This window comes from Streptomyces ossamyceticus (assembly GCF_001418475.1).
GTDB lineage: Bacteria > Actinomycetota > Actinomycetes > Streptomycetales > Streptomycetaceae > Streptomyces > Streptomyces ossamyceticus.
On sequence record NZ_LIQX01000246.1, the window covers coordinates 1 to 14,902 of the forward strand.

Here is a 14,902-nt window from a genome sequence, read left to right on the forward strand (position 1 = left end):
GGCCGCGCACACCCCTGCTGGACCGGGAGCGCATCACCACCACCGCGCTCGAACTCGTCGACGCGCAGGGCGATTTCAGCGTCCCTCAGATCGCCCGGCGGCTCGGGGTGCAGACCGGTTCCGTGTATCACCATGTGGACGGCCGGGACGGCATCGTGGAACTGCTGCGCGAGCGGGTCGCCGAGGGCATCGACGTCTCCGCGCTGGAGCTGCGCCCCTGGGACGAGGCCCTCGCGGCCTGGGCNNGCCGCCTTCGCCGCCCACCCCCGGGCCATCCCGCTGCTCATGACGTCCCCGGTGCGGGCCCCGCGTGTCCTGGAGCAGTACGAGCGTGCCGTCACGCTGCTCCTCGACGCGGGCTTCCCGCTCGCCGACGTGATGCCGGTGCTGGTCGCCCTGGAGAACGTCGTCCTCGGTTCGGCCCTGGATCTGGCCGCGCCGGAGGCCATGTGGGAGATCGCCGACGAGACGGCCACGCCGCGCCTGACCGAGGCGCTCGACGCGATCGGCGACCACCGCGCGGACGCCGCCTTCGAGCTGGCCCTGGAGGGCTTCCTCGACCACGCGCGCCGCAGACGGGAGACACACGCGACGCTCTGACGACGGCGGAGGCCGGCGGCGTTGTCAGTGGGGGCTGCCACCATGGGCCGCATGGACGAGGTCGACGAGGAAGTCATCCCCATTCTCCGTGTCGCGGACGCCGCGGCCGCGGTCGCCTGGTACGAGCGGCTGGGCTTCGCCCAGCAGTGGGAGCACCGCTTCGCACCGGGGCTCCCCGCGTTCGTCGAGGTCGCCCGGGGCGGCATACGGCTGTTCCTGTCGGAGCACGAGGGCGACGCCCGTCCCGACACCCTGGTCCATCTGCGGGTCCGCGACGTCGACTCGCTCGCCTCCGCGTTCGGTGTACCGGTGGAACAGGCCCCGTGGGCGCGCGAGATCGCACTGCGCGACCCGGACGGCAACCGGTTGCGGATCGGCACGCCGACGCGCTGACCGGCGCGGGACCGCCCGCCTCCGACGGCACGCGCCTCGAAGCCGGGGGACGCCGGTCGCAGCGCGCTCGCTCTCCTGGATGTCTCCGATTGCCGTGGTCCGCACCGTTGCTGTCGTGGGCGCGGTGCTGCTGGGCGCGCTCGCCGCGTGCGGGGGTGACTCGACGGCGCGGACCCCGTCCTCGCAGGCCGCCGCCCGGCCCACGGCGTCGGCCGTGAACATCGATCAGCGACGCGACATGTCCGCCGCCCGCGTTCACCCGGTTCGGGACCATGCCGCGTGGTCTGAGGTTCAAGTACGTAAGGGCGTCACTCACGCACCGGACGCGGGGCGGCAGGAAAACTCCTGTGCGGTGATTCGTACACCTCTGCGATCATCCCGGAATGGCCAATCGTCTCGCATCCGTGGTTCTCCGGCACACCCGTCGTCTGCCCGCCCCCGAGGGGTCCGCGGGCGACGGCGCCGCCGCCGCGCGGCAGTTCGATGCCGCGTTGCTGTCGGTGGGGTTCAAGCTGTCGGCCGACCTGCTGGCGCACCTGTCGGGACTGTCGCGGGCCGCGGTGGTGCACACCGCCACGCGCACGCTGCGCACGGTGCGCGAGATGGTGGGCGACCACGTCGCGCACAACACGTACTTCATCGACTTCCCCGCGAACGTGCCGGACACCGAGGAGTTCTGGACGCGGTGCGTCGCCGAGGCGCTCCGCGACCGCAAGGCGCGCGGCAGCGTGCTCTCCCAGCTGGCGCACGGGGTGCTGAACCTGCTCAGCCTGCCGTCGTACGGCCGCTACCAGCACACGTACGAGGAGATGCTCGCGGTGCAGGACGAACTGATCGCCTCGGCCGGTGACCGGCTGACGGTCCTGCACCTCGGCGAGACCCTGGACGACGAGGTCACCGCCCTCTACCTGGCGCTCGCGGGCAGCACCACACCGCTGGGCGAGGAGCACCTCGCCGACCTGAAGCTCCTCGCGGAGCGGTGCGCGAACGGTCCGCAGCCCGAGGCGATCCCGGTCCGGGAGAACCGCGCGGTCGTCAACGAGGCCCGCCTCGCCGTCGGCGCCGACCTGCTCCTGGACACCGTCACCGATGTGCTGCGGCTGGCCTGCGCCCTGTCGGGCGGTGACGTGACGCTGCGGGAGCCGACGCGGTTCCGGACGCTGCCGCGTCCGGTGCGCCGGGCGCTTCTCGCCGGCCTGGACGCCGTGGTCGCGGAGAGTCCCGCGAAGCTCTGCGACGTGCGCGCGTACCGCGAGCCCTTCAAGCGCCTCGGTGAGCGCCTCCACCCGCACGAGTACCCGCGGTGGCCGCACGCCGCCGAGGTGTTCGCCGTGGCCCGCGCCGAGAAGGAGGCACTGTCCCTCGACAGCCGCGCGCAGCGACTGCTCGGTGAGGGCGATGTCCCCGGCGCCGTCGGCCTGCTGCGGTCCGCACCCGGCAAGCTGTTCCGGGCCCTGGACCACCTGCTGCGGATCGCCGCCGACCAGGAGGAGCGGGACGCCGTGGTGGCCGCGGCCGTGGACGTCGCGCCGCAGGTGTCGGGCCGGGTCGTGCTGGCGGTGCGCGAGCATCTGCTCAACCGGGAGCGGGAGTCCGGCGAGCGCCGGGTGTTCGTCAACCGCCGGGGCCGGGCCTGGGTCGCCGCCGACGCGCGGCCGGCCGTGCCGGCGGTGGACCGCGAGCGCCTGATCGCCGCCCTCGACGCGGAGCTGCGGCACCGCCTGCCGGTGCCGGCCCGGCTATTGGTCGACCCGGACGTCCTGGACGTGGCGCTGCCGCTCAGCGGCCGGGCGACGACCGCCGGGCTCGGGGTGCTGCCGCGGGGCTCCGCGTCGGTGGTCGACGGAGAGCTGCTGCGCTTCTTCGTGTACTGGAAGGAGCGCGGGCGGCGGACCGACTACGACCTGTCGGCACTGCTCCTGAACGCCGACTACAGCACCGACAGCTGGCTCTCCTACACCTCGCTCAAGACGATCGGGGGCGAGCACTCCGGTGACATCACCGAGGCGCCGGACGGGGCCTCGGAGTTCATCGACCTGGGCCTGGACCGGGTGCGCGGTACGTTCGTCGTTCCGCAGGTGAACATCTACGCGGGTGAGGGGTTCGACGAGGCCGAGGAGTCGTTCTTCGGGTTCATGCTGCGGGACGCGGCTCAGAAGGGCCGTCCGTTCGAACCGCGCACCGTGCGGATGAAGTCGGAGCTGCGCGGGCCGGGCCGGGTGGCGCTGCCGTTGGCGTTCGAGCGGGAGCCGGACGGCCGGTGGAGGGCGAAGTGGCTGCACCTGTACCTGAAGGGCGTCTCGTCGGGCAACCGGGTCGAGGAGAACCAGGCGTCGGTGTCGCGGGTGGTGCGGGCCGTCATGGAGCGGGAGCAGCTCACGGTGCGGTACCTCGTCGGCCTGATGACGGACGCCGACGGCACGACGGCCGTGGAGTCCTGGGGCGGCGAGTCCGTCCCGGACGAGCCGGTCACGTACATCGGCCTCGAACGCCCCGAGGGACTGCACCCGGACTCCCGGATCATCACCCTCGAAAATCTGCGCGACCTGATTCCGGGCTGAGTGCTAGCGTGGCCGAAGGCGAGGCCATGAAGGGGCTTCCTTCTCCATTCCTCCTTGAAACGAGTCCTTTCGCTTTCCTCGCCGTTCACGTCGCCCCGGGCGGCGCCCGCGTTCACCGCGCGAGCGCCGCCCGTGCCGCGTCCAGGGCCTGTTCGGCGTAGCCGCGGCCGAAGAGCACCGTGTGGACCAGCAGAGGGAAGAGCTGGTGGAGGCCGACGCGGTCCTGCCGGCCGACGGCGAGGGGCGTCGCCCGGTGGTAGCCGTCGAGCACCCGGTCGAGGTGGGGGCAGCCGAAGAGGGCGAGCATCGCGAGGTCGGTCTCGCGGTGACCGCCGTGCGCGGCGGGGTCGATGAGCCAGGCACGGCCGTCGGCGCCCCAGAGGACGTTGCCGTTCCACAGGTCGCCGTGCAGGCGGGCGGGCGGCTCGGCGGGGCCCGCGAGGTCGGGCAGCCGCGCGCAGACCTCCTCGAACACGGCGGCCTCCGCCGGGCGGATCGTACCGTCGTCAACCGCGAGCCGCAGATACGGCAACACCCGGTACTCGGCGTACCAGCCGGGCCAGTCGGCGCCGGGGGCGTTCTGCAGGGGGGCGTGCCCGATGGAGGCGTGCTCCGGGCCGCCGGGGGGTGCGGCGCCGAAGGCGGGCGCTCCCGCGGTGTGCAGGGCGGCCAGGGACTCCCCGAGACGGGTCGCCGCCGCGGCGTCAGGTGGGCCCTGCCGGATCCGGTCGATCACCAGGCGGTCCCCCTCCTGGCCGTGGACCACGGGCACGGGGACCGCGCCCGCCTCGGCCAGCCAGCGCAGTCCGGCCGCCTCCGCCCGCGCCGCGTCCGGTCCGTCGGCCCGCTTGACGATCACCACCCGGCCGTCGTCGAGGGTCACCTCGGTGAGGGCGCCGGAGAGCGGGCGCTCGCCGACGGACGCACGGCCGGTGAGCCGTACGGCCAGGTCGCCCGGAGCGTCATGAGAGCTCACGGAGAACCACCTCCAGATCCCATACGGCCGACCGCGTTCCCGGGAACCGTACGGGCCGCGCCGTGGCCGGGTGAAATCCCCGCGCCATGCCGTGCCGTGGCGGCCCCTCGCGTGAGGCGGGTGTCGTGCGCCCCGTGGCCGGACGCGGCCGAGGAGCGCGAGTGCGCGGGGCGGCGCCGCGTCTGCCCCGGCCGATGGTTTCCGCCTCCCGGGGACCCGAAGTCGCCCCTTTCACGCGGTGCCCGACCGGCCGCCCCGCCCGTCTGTCTTGACCTGCGACGCGCGCCGCGCAGCCGCCCGCGCCGCTCACCGCCGCCGCTCCGGACGCGCGGATCACGGCTCCGAGGTCTCGGACTCGAGCGCCACGCGGGTCGGCATGCCGTAGACGCCCGACTCGTCGTCGAGGACGACGCGGGTGAGCTGGTAACCGCGGACGGCGCTCTCGACCTCCCGGTCGTACTCGCCGTCGGCGTCCCCGCTGTAGAGGCCGACCTGACGCAGACGGAGCTGGAGTTCGGTGACCTCGGGGCCCCGGTCGCCCAGTCCCAGGACGGGGTTCTGCTCGGCGCTCCCGGTCGGCTGGGGGCCCGATGTGCGCGTCGCGTCGCTGTTGGACGGGGTCCGGGTCGGGCGTCCGGAGCCGCTCGGGGCGGCCGAACTCTCGTCGGGGGTCGCGTCCGGGGAGGCGCTCGGGGTGCCCGTCGACCGGCTCGGTGAGGCCGTGCCCGACGAGGTGGGCGTCGAGGCCGTGTCCTCCTGGGATGCCTGGGAGGCCGCCTCCGGGAGCCGGGCCCGGACGTCGTCCGCCAGGCCGTCCCGTGCGGGCGCGTCGTACGAGAAGAGGCCGCTCACGAGGCCCGCCGCCACGACGGCGGCCACCGCGGCGGCTCCGGCACCCACCGCGAGCGCCCTCCGGCGTCGCCGCCCGCCCTCGTGATGGCCGGTTCCGCCAGGGAGCCGCTCGTCCGGGGCGCTGGGCGGCCCGGGGTGCCCGCCATGGGCAGGCAGTTCCTCCGTGGGGTCGTCCGACGGGTACGCGGGGTCGTGGAGGCCGGGGGTGTCGTGGACGTCGGAGGAGCCGGGTGCGCCGGGCGTGTACGGTGCGCCGGCTGTGTCGGGTGTGCCGGCCGGGTCTGGTGCGTCGGCCGTGTCGTGGGCGCCTGAGGGGGCGTCGCCGACCTTCACGAACGGCCGTATCCGTACGGGGTCGAAGTCCTCGGCGGCCGCCGCCTGTGCCGTTCGGGAGTCGCGGTGAGCCTCGGACGCCTGCTCGGCGCAGGAACAGGCCGGGGTGCCGTCCGCCGCCCGGGGCGTACCGCACTGGGGACAGACTGGGCCTGTCGTCGGTTCACTCACGCGCGCACTCACTTCGAACGGTCTTCCGGAGTTCTCACAGTCTTCTACACGAAATCTTTAAGACTTGCTTGAAACTCGAACCAGAACTCGCACAGGAGATCGAAAAATGGCCAACTCGGCTCAGCGCGACGTGAGGTGACCGGCCGTCGCGTCCTCGCGCGCGCCACCGCTTCGGCTCAGGAGTTGCCGGCGGGTCAGCCGGCCGACCGTCCTGCGGGGTGCCGTGCGCAGGGTCCGCAGGACGGGCAGCTGATCCGGGGAGATCCTGGCCCGCTCACCGCCTCCCGCGATGAGCGCGTTGACGGAGGCCATCGGGTCCCCGCCGAGCTGCCGCGCCACCAACGCGCCGACCACCAGCGGGATCAGTGCCACGGCCAGGGCCGAACCGGTGGCGGTGGCCTTGGCGGTGACGTGCCGGAGGGGGCGCGGACGCGAGGTGTGCGTGTTCATGACGACAGTGCACCAGCGGTGGGGGCGGCCCGGCACCTGACCGCGTACTCATTCGCGGCGCCCCGGATACTCAGTTGCTCAGTGCCGCGTGGGCACCCGACCGGTGCGGGCGCAGGGCCGCCCCTGCGCTCAGGCCGCCCCCACCGCCCATGCCGCTGCCACGGTTTCCCGCTCCCCCGCCGCCCGGTGGATGGGGGTGCCCGATCCCGTCAGCGGTACGCCCGTGCCGCCGCGTCGGGTGGCGACGATCTCCGCCGCGATGGACAGGGCCGTCTCCTCGGGTGTACGGGCGCCCAGGTCGAGCCCGATCGGGGACCTGAGCCGGGCCAGCTCCCGCCCGCTCAGGCCCACTTCGCGCAGTCGGCGTTCCCGGTCGGCGTGCGTGCGCCGGGAGCCCATCGCGCCGACGTACGCGACCGGCATCCGCAGCGCCGTCCTCAGCAGAGGCACGTCGAACTTGGCGTCGTGCGTCAGCACGCACAGGACGGTGCGCGCGTCGGTCCCGGTGCGGCCGAGATAGCGGTGCGGCCAGTCCACCACGATCTCGTCGGCCTCCGGGAAGCGGGTCCTGGTGGCGAAGACGGGACGGGCGTCGCACACGGTGACGTGGTAGCCGAGGAACTTGCCCACGCGGACCAGCGCCGAGGCGAAGTCGATCGCGCCGAACACGATCATCCGGGGCGGCGGGACGGACGACTCCACGAGGAGGGTGACCCCGCCCGGGCAGTGCGATCCGTCCGGTGACAGGTCGACGGTGCCGGTGCGCCCGGCGTCCAGCATCGCCCGCGCCTCGGCCACGGCCGTCGCGTCCAGCTCGGGGTGGCCGCCGAGCCCGCCCTCGTACCCGCCGTCGGGCCGTACGAGCAGGGCCCTGCCGAGGAGTTCGGCCGGGCCCCGGGCGACCCGCGCGAAGGCGGCCGCTCCGTCCCCGGCGACGGCCGCGAGCGCCGACCGGAACACCCGGGCGTCCACCGCGGCCCGGATGACCGGCGTGACCAGGATGTCGATCACACCGCCGCAGGTCAGCCCGACGGCGAAGGCGTCCTCGTCGCTGTACCCGAACCGCTGGAGGACCGTCTCGCCGTCCGCGAGGGCCTGCCGGCACAGCTCGTACACCGCGCCCTCCACACACCCGCCGGAGACCGAGCCGATGGCCGTGCCCTCACTGTCGACGGCGAGCGCGGCTCCGGGACCCCGGGGCGCGCTGCCGCCGACGGAGACGACGGTGGCGACCGCGAAGTCCCGCCCCTGCTCGGCCCATTCGTGCAGCTCGGCGGCGAGGTCAAGCATCCGGGGCTCCCGCGAGGAGGACCCGGTCGGGCCGGATGGGCAGGTGGCGGTGGCGTACGCCGGTCGCGTGCCAGACCGCGTTGGCGACGGCCGCGGCGGCGCCGACGATGCCGACCTCCCCGATGCCCTTGATCCCGACGGGGTCGTCCGGGTCGTGGTCGTCGACCCAGTGCGCCTCGACGGCGGGCACATCGGCGTGCGCGGCCACGTGGTAGGCGGCGAGATCGGCGCCGTAGTGGCCGCCCGTGGCCCGGTCCCGTACCGCCTCCTCGTGCAGGGCCATGGAGATGCCCCAGATCATGCCGCCGGTGAACTGGCCGCGCGCGGTGAGCGGGTTGACGATACGGCCGGCCGCGAAGACGCCGAGCATGCGGCGCACGCGGACCTCTCCGGTGGCGGGGTCGACGGCGACCTCGGCGAACTGGGCGCCGTAGGAGTGCCGTTCCTTCTGCGCGAGGGCGCCGAGGGCGGCGGTGGTGTCCGAGCGGACGGTGATGCCCTCGGGGGGTACGGTGCCGCCGGGGGTGAGCCGCTCCCGCAGTTCGGCGGCGGCGAGGTTGATCGCCCAGGACCAGGAGCGGGTGCCCGTGGAGCCGCCGGCGATCATGGCCGGGCCGAAGTCGCTGTCGCCGATCCGCACCCGGACGCGGTCCGGCGCGACGTCCAGCGCGTCGGCGGCGACCAAGGTCAGCGCGGTACGGGCGCCGGTGCCGATGTCCGCCGCGTTGATCCGCACGGTGAAGGTGCCGTCCGCCTCCGCCGTGACGGCCGCCGTGGAGGGCCCGGCGCCCGCGGCGAAGGAGGCCGCCGCCGTGCCGGTGCCGAGCAGCCAGCGTCCGTCGCGGCGGACACCGGGCCGCGGGTCACGGTCGGCCCAGCCGAACCGGCGGGCGCCCTCGCGGAAGCACGCGGACAGGTTGCGGCCGGCGAAGGGCAGGCCCGACGCGGGACCCCGCTCGGGCTCGTTGCGCAGACGCAGGTCGATCGGGTCGACGCCGAGCTTCTCGGCGAGTTCGTCGAACGCGGACTCCAGCGCGAACGAGCCCGGCGCCTCGCCCGGCGCGCGCATCCAGGTCGGCGTACCCACGTCGAGGCGGACGACGCGGTTGACGGTGTGGTGGGCGTCGGCGTCGTACATCACACGCGACGGGGCGGTGCTCGACTCGATGAACTCGTGCACCGTCGAGGTGAGGTTCAGGGAGCGGTGCTCCAGGGCACGCAGTCGTCCGTCCGCGTCGGCGCCGAGCCTGATCCGCTGGGCGGTGGGGCTGCGGTAGCCGGCGAGGGAGAACATCTGACGGCGGGTCATGGCGACCCGGACGGGGCGCTGGAGGACGGTCGCTGCCATGACGGCGGCCACTTGATGGGCGCGGACGCCCTTGCTGCCGAAGCCGCCGCCGACGTGCTCGGAGCGCACGCGCACGGCGGACGGGTCGAGCGAGAAGAGGCTGGCGAGCTCCCCGGCGACCCACGTGGTGCCCTGGTTGGAGTCGACGACCTCCAGGCGGCCGTCCTCCCAGCGGGCCGTCGCCGCGTGGGGCTCCATCGGGTTGTGGTGTTCTTCGGGGGTGGTGTACTCGGCGTCCACGACGACGGCGGACGCGGCGAGTTCGGCCTCCAGGTCGCCCTTCTCCGTCGCCGCCGGGCCGTAGCCGGCCGCCGGGTAGGCCCGCGGGTGGTCGGCGGTGAACGCGATGTCGTGCGGCTCCCGGTCGTAGTGCACGACGAGCGTCTCGGCGGCTTCCCTGGCCTGCTCGGAGGTCTCGGCGACGACCAGCGCCACCGGCCAGCCCAGATGGGGCACCCGGTCGTGCTGGAAGACGGCGGTGGTCGGGTCCGGCTTGCCCAGGAGGCCGGTGTAGTCGGTCTCGACGCGTGGGGCGTTGCCGTGGTGGAGGACGGCCAGGACGCCGGGCATCGCCAGCACGGGTGCGGTGTCGAGGGAGCGGATCCGGCCGCGGGCGACGGTGGACAGCACGAGCCAGCCGTGGGCGAGCCCCGGGAAGGGGATCTCGGCGGCGTAGCGGGCGGCCCCGGTCACCTTGTCCCGGCCCTCGACCCGGGTGTGGGCGGTGCCCACGGCGCCCTGGCGTGCGGTGGGGGCGGTGGTCATCGGGCGGCCTCCTCGGTGAGTCGGGTCAGTTCGGCCACGACGAGGTTGCGCATCAGGGTCACCTTGTAGGCGTTGTGGGGCAGGGGCCGGGCGGCGGCCAGTTCGGCGTCCGCGGCGGCGGCGAAGGTCTCGGCGTCGGCCGTCGCGCCGATGAGGACGCGTTCGGCGGTACGGGCCCGCCAGGGCCGGGAGGCGACGGCCCCGAAGGCCAGGCGCACGTCGTGCACGACGCCGCCCTGGACGTCGAGGGCGGCGGCGATGGAGCCGATGGCGAAGGCGTACGAGGCGCGCTCACGCACCTTGCGGTAGCGGGAGCGGGCGGCGACGGGCGTGGGCGGCAGGGTGACGCCGGTGATCAGCGCGCCGGGCGGCAGGGCCGTCTCCCGGTGCGGGGTGTCGCCGACCGGCAGGTAGAAGTCGGCGAACGGCAGAGTGCCCGGCCCGTCCGGGGTCTCGTAGGACACGACGGCGTCGAAGGCAGCCAGGGCCACGCCCATGTCGGAGGGGTGGGTGGCCACGCAGTGCTCGGAGGCGCCCAGCACGGCGTGGTTGTGGTGCTCGCCCTCGATGGCGGGGCAACCGCTGCCGGGGACCCGCTTGTTGCACGGTTTGGTGATGTCGGCGAAGTAGCCGCAGCGGGTGCGCTGGAGCAGGTTGCCGCCGACGGTGGCCATGTTGCGCAGCTGTCCGGAGGCGCCCGCGAGGACGGCCTGCGTCAGCGCGGGGTAGCGGCGGCGGACCTCGGGGTGGGCGGCGAGGTCGCTGTTGGTGACGGTCGCGCCGATCCGCAGCCCGCCGTCGGAGGTGGACTCGACGCGGTCCAGCGGGAGGTCGCGGACGTCGACGAGACGGGCGGGCCGTTCCACGCCGGTCTTCATCAGGTCGACGAGGTTGGTGCCGCCGCCGAGGAAGCGTGCCTCCGGTTCGGCGTCGAGCAGGGCGAGGGCGCCGGGGACGTCGTGGGCGCGCCGGTAGTCGAACTCCCTCACGCGGCGACCTCCTTGGCGGCCGAGCGGTCGGCGGCGGCGCGGGCCACGGCCTCCACGATGGCCACGTACGCGCCGCAGCGGCAGAGGTTGCCGCTCATGCGCTCCCGGATCTCCTCCGGTGTGAGGGGTGGTGGACCGGCTTCGGGCCGTACGTCGTCGGTGGCGGCGCTGGGCCAGCCCGCCGCGTGCTCCTCGATCACCGCGATCGCGGAGCAGATCTGGCCGGGGGTGCAGTAACCGCACTGGTAGCCGTCCAGTTCGAGGAACGCCTCCTGCACCGGGTGCAGCCGGTCGCCCTCGGCGACACCTTCGACGGTGGTGATCTCCCGCCCCTCGGCCGCCACGGCCAGCTGGAGGCAGGAGACGTTCCGGCGCCCGTCGACGAGGACGGTGCAGGCACCGCACTGTCCCTGGTCGCAGCCCTTCTTGGTCCCGGTCAGATCGAGGCGCTCGCGCAGGGCGTCGAGCAGGGTGGTGCGGTGGTCGACGGTCAGCGTGTGCTTCTCGCCGTTGACGGTCAGGGTGACGGCGCTGTACGTCGAGGAGGGGGCTGAGGACATGAACAGCCTTCTTTCGCGTATCCGGAGCGGGCCCGGGGGAGGCTCCGGCAGGCAGAGGGGTGCGAGGACAGGGGCGGTAGGGTGCCGCGCGGCGCGAGGGCAGCGCTAGGATGCAGCAAGCGGACAGGTGTCCGTCTACCCGGACAACTTAACGGACAGATGTCCGGATCAACAAGGACGGATTCCGGTCAGAGGCCGGTGAGGAGGACGCGTGACAGAGGAGAAGGACGCGCCTCTGCGCTCCGACGCACGGCGGAACCGCGAGCGCATCCTGGCGGTCGCCCTGGAGGAACTGACCCGGTCCGCGGACGCGCCGCTGAGCGCCATCGCCAAGAAGGCGGGCGTCGGGCAGGGCACGTTCTACCGCCACTTCCCGAACCGCGAGGCTCTCGTCCTGGAGCTCTACCGGCATGAGATGCAGCAGGTCGCCGACAGCGCGGCCGAGTTGCTCGCGGTCCACGCGCCGGACCGGGCGCTGCGGGAGTGGATGGACCGTCTGGCCCGGTTCGCCCTCACCAAGGTCGGTCTCGCGGACGCCATCCGGCAGGCCGCGGGCGCTCCGGGAAGCCCCGGAAGACCCGGCCCCGCCCCGGTGCTCGCGGCCGCCGAGGTGCTGCTGCGCGCGGCCGAGGAAGCCGGCACCATCCGGCCCGGTGTGAGCGCGGACGACTTCTTCCTCGCCATCGCGGGGCTCTGGCAGATCGGCCCGAGCGAGGACTGGCAGGCCCGGGCCGGTCGTCTGATGGATCTCGTCATGGACGCCCTGCGCGCGGGGGCGCCGAAGCAGTAAGAGACCGCCGGAGGGTGAGAGACCGCCGGAGAGCCGGCCGCCCTTGGGTGCGGCGGCCCTCCGGCGGTCGACCGGTCAGGACTTCTTGAGCTTGTACGCGTTCTTCACGGTGATCGCGAAGGTCGACGCCCGGTCGGTGCCCTTGACCCTGAGGCTGACGGAGCCGTGCCCGTTGCGGTCGAGGTGCTCGGAGGGCAGCGTGGCGAGCGAGGGATGCGCCACCAGCGCCCGGTTCTTCGCCACCGGCACCCGCCGCCACGTCGCACCGCCGTCGAAGGACGCCTCGACGGTCAGCGCGCGTACCCGGCCCCGCGCCTGGTCACCGGTCCGCTGGAGCGTGAACGGCACAGCGGCCGTACGGCCGTCCGCGACACGGGACCACTTGTCGACCGGCGGCGCGAACCGCACCCCGGTCAGCGGCAGCGCGGCCGTCGTGTCTGCGGCGGTCCGCCCCGAGCGGAACGTCCACACGCCGTCGACCTCGGTGCTCACGGCGTTCCACTGGGTGCGGTCGGCGTGGGCCCTGAGGGTGTACGTCCCGGTGTCCGCCGGCACGTCCCAGGCGGCGAGGGCGGTGTTCCGCGGTGACTCCTCGGCACCGTCGCGACTCCTGGCGAGCTGCTCACCGCCGCGGCTGAGGGTGTAGGAGTAGGTGGCGTACAGATCGTCGCTGGTGAACAGGTGCCGCGGGTCGGAGTCGCCGCCCAGAGGCAGGTCCACGGTGACGGTGTCCCCGGTCCGAATGAGCTGGCGGCCGTCGGGGGCGAGCGCGGGGGCGCCCGCCGGACGGTTCCAGTGCTCGGTGCGGGGGCCGGGCCGGAAGACCTCGGGCCGGGTGAGCAGCGCGCGATGCTCCAGCGGGTCGAAGCTGTCCGCGTTCTGCCAGCTCCACCGCAGCTCCTGCGCCCAGGCGACGTCCTTGGACGCGGTGAAGAACTCGGTACGGGTGCCGGGCGAGGGGACGTTGACGCGTCGCCCGCCGACCGGGACGCCCTTGACGGTGGCGGTGGCCAGCTTCGACTTCCGCGGGAAGGGCCCGTCGAAGTCACCGGTCTGCTCGGCGGCGTGGTAGCGCACCGTGGTCCGCGCGAGCTGGGAGTCCCTGACCCGTCCGGTGAGGTCGGCCGGGACGCGGCCCTCGCGGGAGGCGGCGAGGTAGTACACGGGCCCGGTGGCCGTCGGGTAGGAGTACTCGCCGTCGCCGGGAGCGCCGTCGGGGGCCTTTCCGTACACATAGCCCTCGGCGAGGTCCTCGCGAAAGTACGCCGTGTACCGGTTGCCCTTGGCGCGGGTCCTCGACGGCACCGCCCAGTAGTCGGGAGCCCGGTGCCTGAACTGCACGTCGGTGTGGAGGGAGAGCGGGCCGCGCTCCCCCGAAGGGGCCTTCGCCTGCCGTTGGGCGACCCCGACCTGGCGGTAGATGTTCTCGGCCTCGCGGTCGTCGACCTTGTGGGCGAGTCTGCGTGCCGCCGTGCCGCCCAGCGTCAGTTCGGTCGCCTTGTCGACACGGACGCGGGGCTCACCGGCGAGCACGATGTCGCTGTCGAACCAGTACGAGTCGTCCTCGTGGCGGCCGATGAACGCCGAGACGGCGTAGGTGCCCGCGGGGACCCGGACCGTGATCTTCGAGGCGAGGGTGGCGAGTTGGGGTTCCTCGAACGGCTCCAGGGACCGGTCGAGGGGCAGGACGTCCACGAGGGAGATGCCGTCGGCGCCCTCGCCCAGATGGTCGCGGAGGTCGAGGGTGAGCCGGTGACTCTCGGGTTCGAGGCTTAGGCCGACCGGGACGCGTACGGCCGTGGAGCCGGACTCGGCGGTCAGCAGGGCCGAGAGGGCGCCGCCCGTGCGGATGCCGTTGTCGTGGAACTCGACGGCCACGGAGGCCGTGCCCCGGGCGGGGACGGTCACCTGGTCCTCGGCCAGGGCGAGCAGAGCGGTGGGCAGGTTCCCTCGGGTGGACTTCACGTCGAGGGAGAGGTCCAGGGTGATGTCCTCGGCGGTGTCGTTGGTGAAGGACACCTTGCGCCGGGTGTCCTCCGCGGCGCGCGGCCAGGACAGCCGGCCGAAGTCCAGCGCGGACGACGTGGCGGTGACCCGCTGGTCCACCGCCCGTTCGGCGTCGACCAGTCCGGAGCCCTGGTCGTAGACGCTCTCGCCGGCAGTGGGCCGGGCGCTGGACACCAGCGCCAGGGCCACCTGGCGGGGTGTCCAGTCGGGGTGGGCCTGCATCACCAGGGCGGCGGCCCCGGCGACGGCGGGCGACGCCATGGACGTACCGGACAGCCGGGTGTAGGAGTCGTCGACGGGCCCCTCGGGGCCCGGCGGGTCGATGTCGCCGATGGGGGTGTCCTTGGCGCGGGCCGCCGTCACGGCGACACCGGGGGCCTTGATGTTGGGCTTGACGCTGTGGTCGCCGAAGAGCGGGCCGCGGCTGGAGAAGCTCGCGACGGCGTCGTCACCGCCGGCCGCGCCCACGGCCAGCGCGCCCTCGGCGGCGGCCGGCGGGGAGACCGTGTAGGAGCGGGGTCCGTCGTTGCCGGCCGCCACCACGGGCAGCACACCGTGCTCCAGCAGAGCCTCGGTGGCCAGCGACCAGGGGTCGGTGCCGTCGCTCAACGCCCGCGCTCCGAGGGACATGTTGACGATGTCGACGCCCTCGTCGGCCGCCCACTCCATGCCGTCGATGACATGGGAGACCGAGCCGATGGGGCCGGACAGCACGCGGGCGCTCAGGACCTCGGCGCCGGGCGCGACACCGGCGTACCGGCCGTCGGACGCGGCGCCCGTCCCGGCGATGATCCCGGCGACATGGGTGCCGTGGCCG

The 14,902-nt window shown here is 74.0% G+C and carries 12 protein-coding genes and 1 pseudogene; 5 read left to right on the forward strand and 8 right to left on the reverse strand.

Annotated elements, in window-relative coordinates:
- The 4 genes and pseudogenes from AOK15_RS46975 to AOK15_RS19190 all read left to right on the forward strand — a co-directional run.
- A partial coding sequence (locus AOK15_RS46975) for a TetR/AcrR family transcriptional regulator (RefSeq protein WP_240508498.1) occupies positions 1–244 on the forward strand: 244 nt, incomplete at both ends.
- 2 nt (positions 245–246) lie between these two features.
- A pseudogene (locus tag AOK15_RS46980) lies at positions 247–600 on the forward strand (TetR/AcrR family transcriptional regulator C-terminal domain-containing protein); the annotation flags it as partial.
- Between the two features lie 51 nt (positions 601–651).
- Positions 652–993: a glyoxalase superfamily protein gene (locus AOK15_RS19185; protein WP_055518458.1), complete on the forward strand. Its 342-nt coding sequence runs from the start codon at positions 652–654 to the stop codon at positions 991–993.
- 383 nt (positions 994–1,376) lie between these two features.
- Entirely contained in the window at positions 1,377–3,554 is a 2,178-nt protein-coding gene (locus tag AOK15_RS19190) for a TerD family protein (protein WP_055518438.1), read from the forward strand.
- Between the two features lie 112 nt (positions 3,555–3,666).
- Here AOK15_RS19190 and AOK15_RS19195 read toward each other — a convergent pair whose 3' ends face one another.
- The 7 genes from AOK15_RS19195 to AOK15_RS19225 form a co-directional block, all read right to left on the reverse strand.
- Positions 3,667–4,530 (reverse strand): fructosamine kinase family protein, encoded by an 864-nt coding sequence (locus tag AOK15_RS19195; RefSeq protein ID WP_240508497.1) that lies wholly within the window; start codon positions 4,528–4,530, stop codon positions 3,667–3,669.
- A 333-nt stretch (positions 4,531–4,863) separates the two neighbouring features.
- Positions 4,864–5,886 carry a peptidoglycan-binding domain-containing protein gene (locus tag AOK15_RS19200; protein WP_055518440.1) on the reverse strand — a complete coding sequence of 341 codons (1,023 nt, stop codon included), beginning with the start codon at positions 5,884–5,886 and terminating at the stop codon, positions 4,864–4,866.
- Between the two features lie 120 nt (positions 5,887–6,006).
- On the reverse strand, positions 6,007–6,336 hold the full coding sequence (locus tag AOK15_RS46125; protein WP_055518442.1) for a hypothetical protein: 330 nt from the start codon (positions 6,334–6,336) through the stop codon (positions 6,007–6,009).
- A 129-nt stretch (positions 6,337–6,465) separates the two neighbouring features.
- A complete protein-coding gene (locus tag AOK15_RS19210) occupies positions 6,466–7,626 on the reverse strand; it encodes an XdhC family protein (RefSeq protein WP_055518444.1) in 1,161 nt (386 codons plus the stop codon).
- Positions 7,619–9,739 (reverse strand): xanthine dehydrogenase family protein molybdopterin-binding subunit, encoded by a 2,121-nt coding sequence (locus AOK15_RS19215; RefSeq protein WP_055518446.1) that lies wholly within the window; start codon positions 9,737–9,739, stop codon positions 7,619–7,621. Before AOK15_RS19215 ends, AOK15_RS19210 begins: the two co-directional genes overlap by 8 nt.
- Positions 9,736–10,728 carry an FAD binding domain-containing protein gene (locus AOK15_RS19220; RefSeq protein ID WP_055518449.1) on the reverse strand — a complete coding sequence of 331 codons (993 nt, stop codon included), beginning with the start codon at positions 10,726–10,728 and terminating at the stop codon, positions 9,736–9,738. The genes AOK15_RS19215 and AOK15_RS19220 overlap by 4 nt, the downstream gene beginning before the upstream one ends.
- A complete protein-coding gene (locus AOK15_RS19225; RefSeq protein ID WP_055518451.1) occupies positions 10,725–11,288 on the reverse strand; it encodes a 2Fe-2S iron-sulfur cluster-binding protein in 564 nt (187 codons plus the stop codon). Before AOK15_RS19225 ends, AOK15_RS19220 begins: the two co-directional genes overlap by 4 nt.
- Positions 11,289–11,499: 211 nt before the next feature.
- Between AOK15_RS19225 and AOK15_RS19230 the strand changes: the two genes are divergently transcribed.
- On the forward strand, positions 11,500–12,078 hold the full coding sequence (locus tag AOK15_RS19230) for a TetR/AcrR family transcriptional regulator (protein ID WP_055518453.1): 579 nt from the start codon (positions 11,500–11,502) through the stop codon (positions 12,076–12,078).
- A gap of 75 nt (positions 12,079–12,153) precedes the next feature.
- On the opposite strand, the gene AOK15_RS45675 is transcribed toward AOK15_RS19230, so the two are convergent.
- Positions 12,154–14,902 (reverse strand): S8 family serine peptidase (locus AOK15_RS45675; protein WP_055518455.1); only part of this gene is annotated, 2,749 nt, incomplete at its 5' end.

Coding starts and splice junctions, on each gene's coding strand:
- AOK15_RS19185 (WP_055518458.1), top strand. CDS start 652: ATGGACGAGGTCGACGAGGAAGTCATCCCCATTCTCCGTGTCGCGGAC.
- AOK15_RS19190 (WP_055518438.1), top strand. CDS start 1,377: ATGGCCAATCGTCTCGCATCCGTGGTTCTCCGGCACACCCGTCGTCTG.
- AOK15_RS46125 (WP_055518442.1), bottom strand. CDS start 6,336: ATGAACACGCACACCTCGCGTCCGCGCCCCCTCCGGCACGTCACCGCC.
- AOK15_RS19210 (WP_055518444.1), bottom strand. CDS start 7,626: ATGCTTGACCTCGCCGCCGAGCTGCACGAATGGGCCGAGCAGGGGCGG.
- AOK15_RS19215 (WP_055518446.1), bottom strand. CDS start 9,739: ATGACCACCGCCCCCACCGCACGCCAGGGCGCCGTGGGCACCGCCCAC.
- AOK15_RS19225 (WP_055518451.1), bottom strand. CDS start 11,288: ATGTCCTCAGCCCCCTCCTCGACGTACAGCGCCGTCACCCTGACCGTC.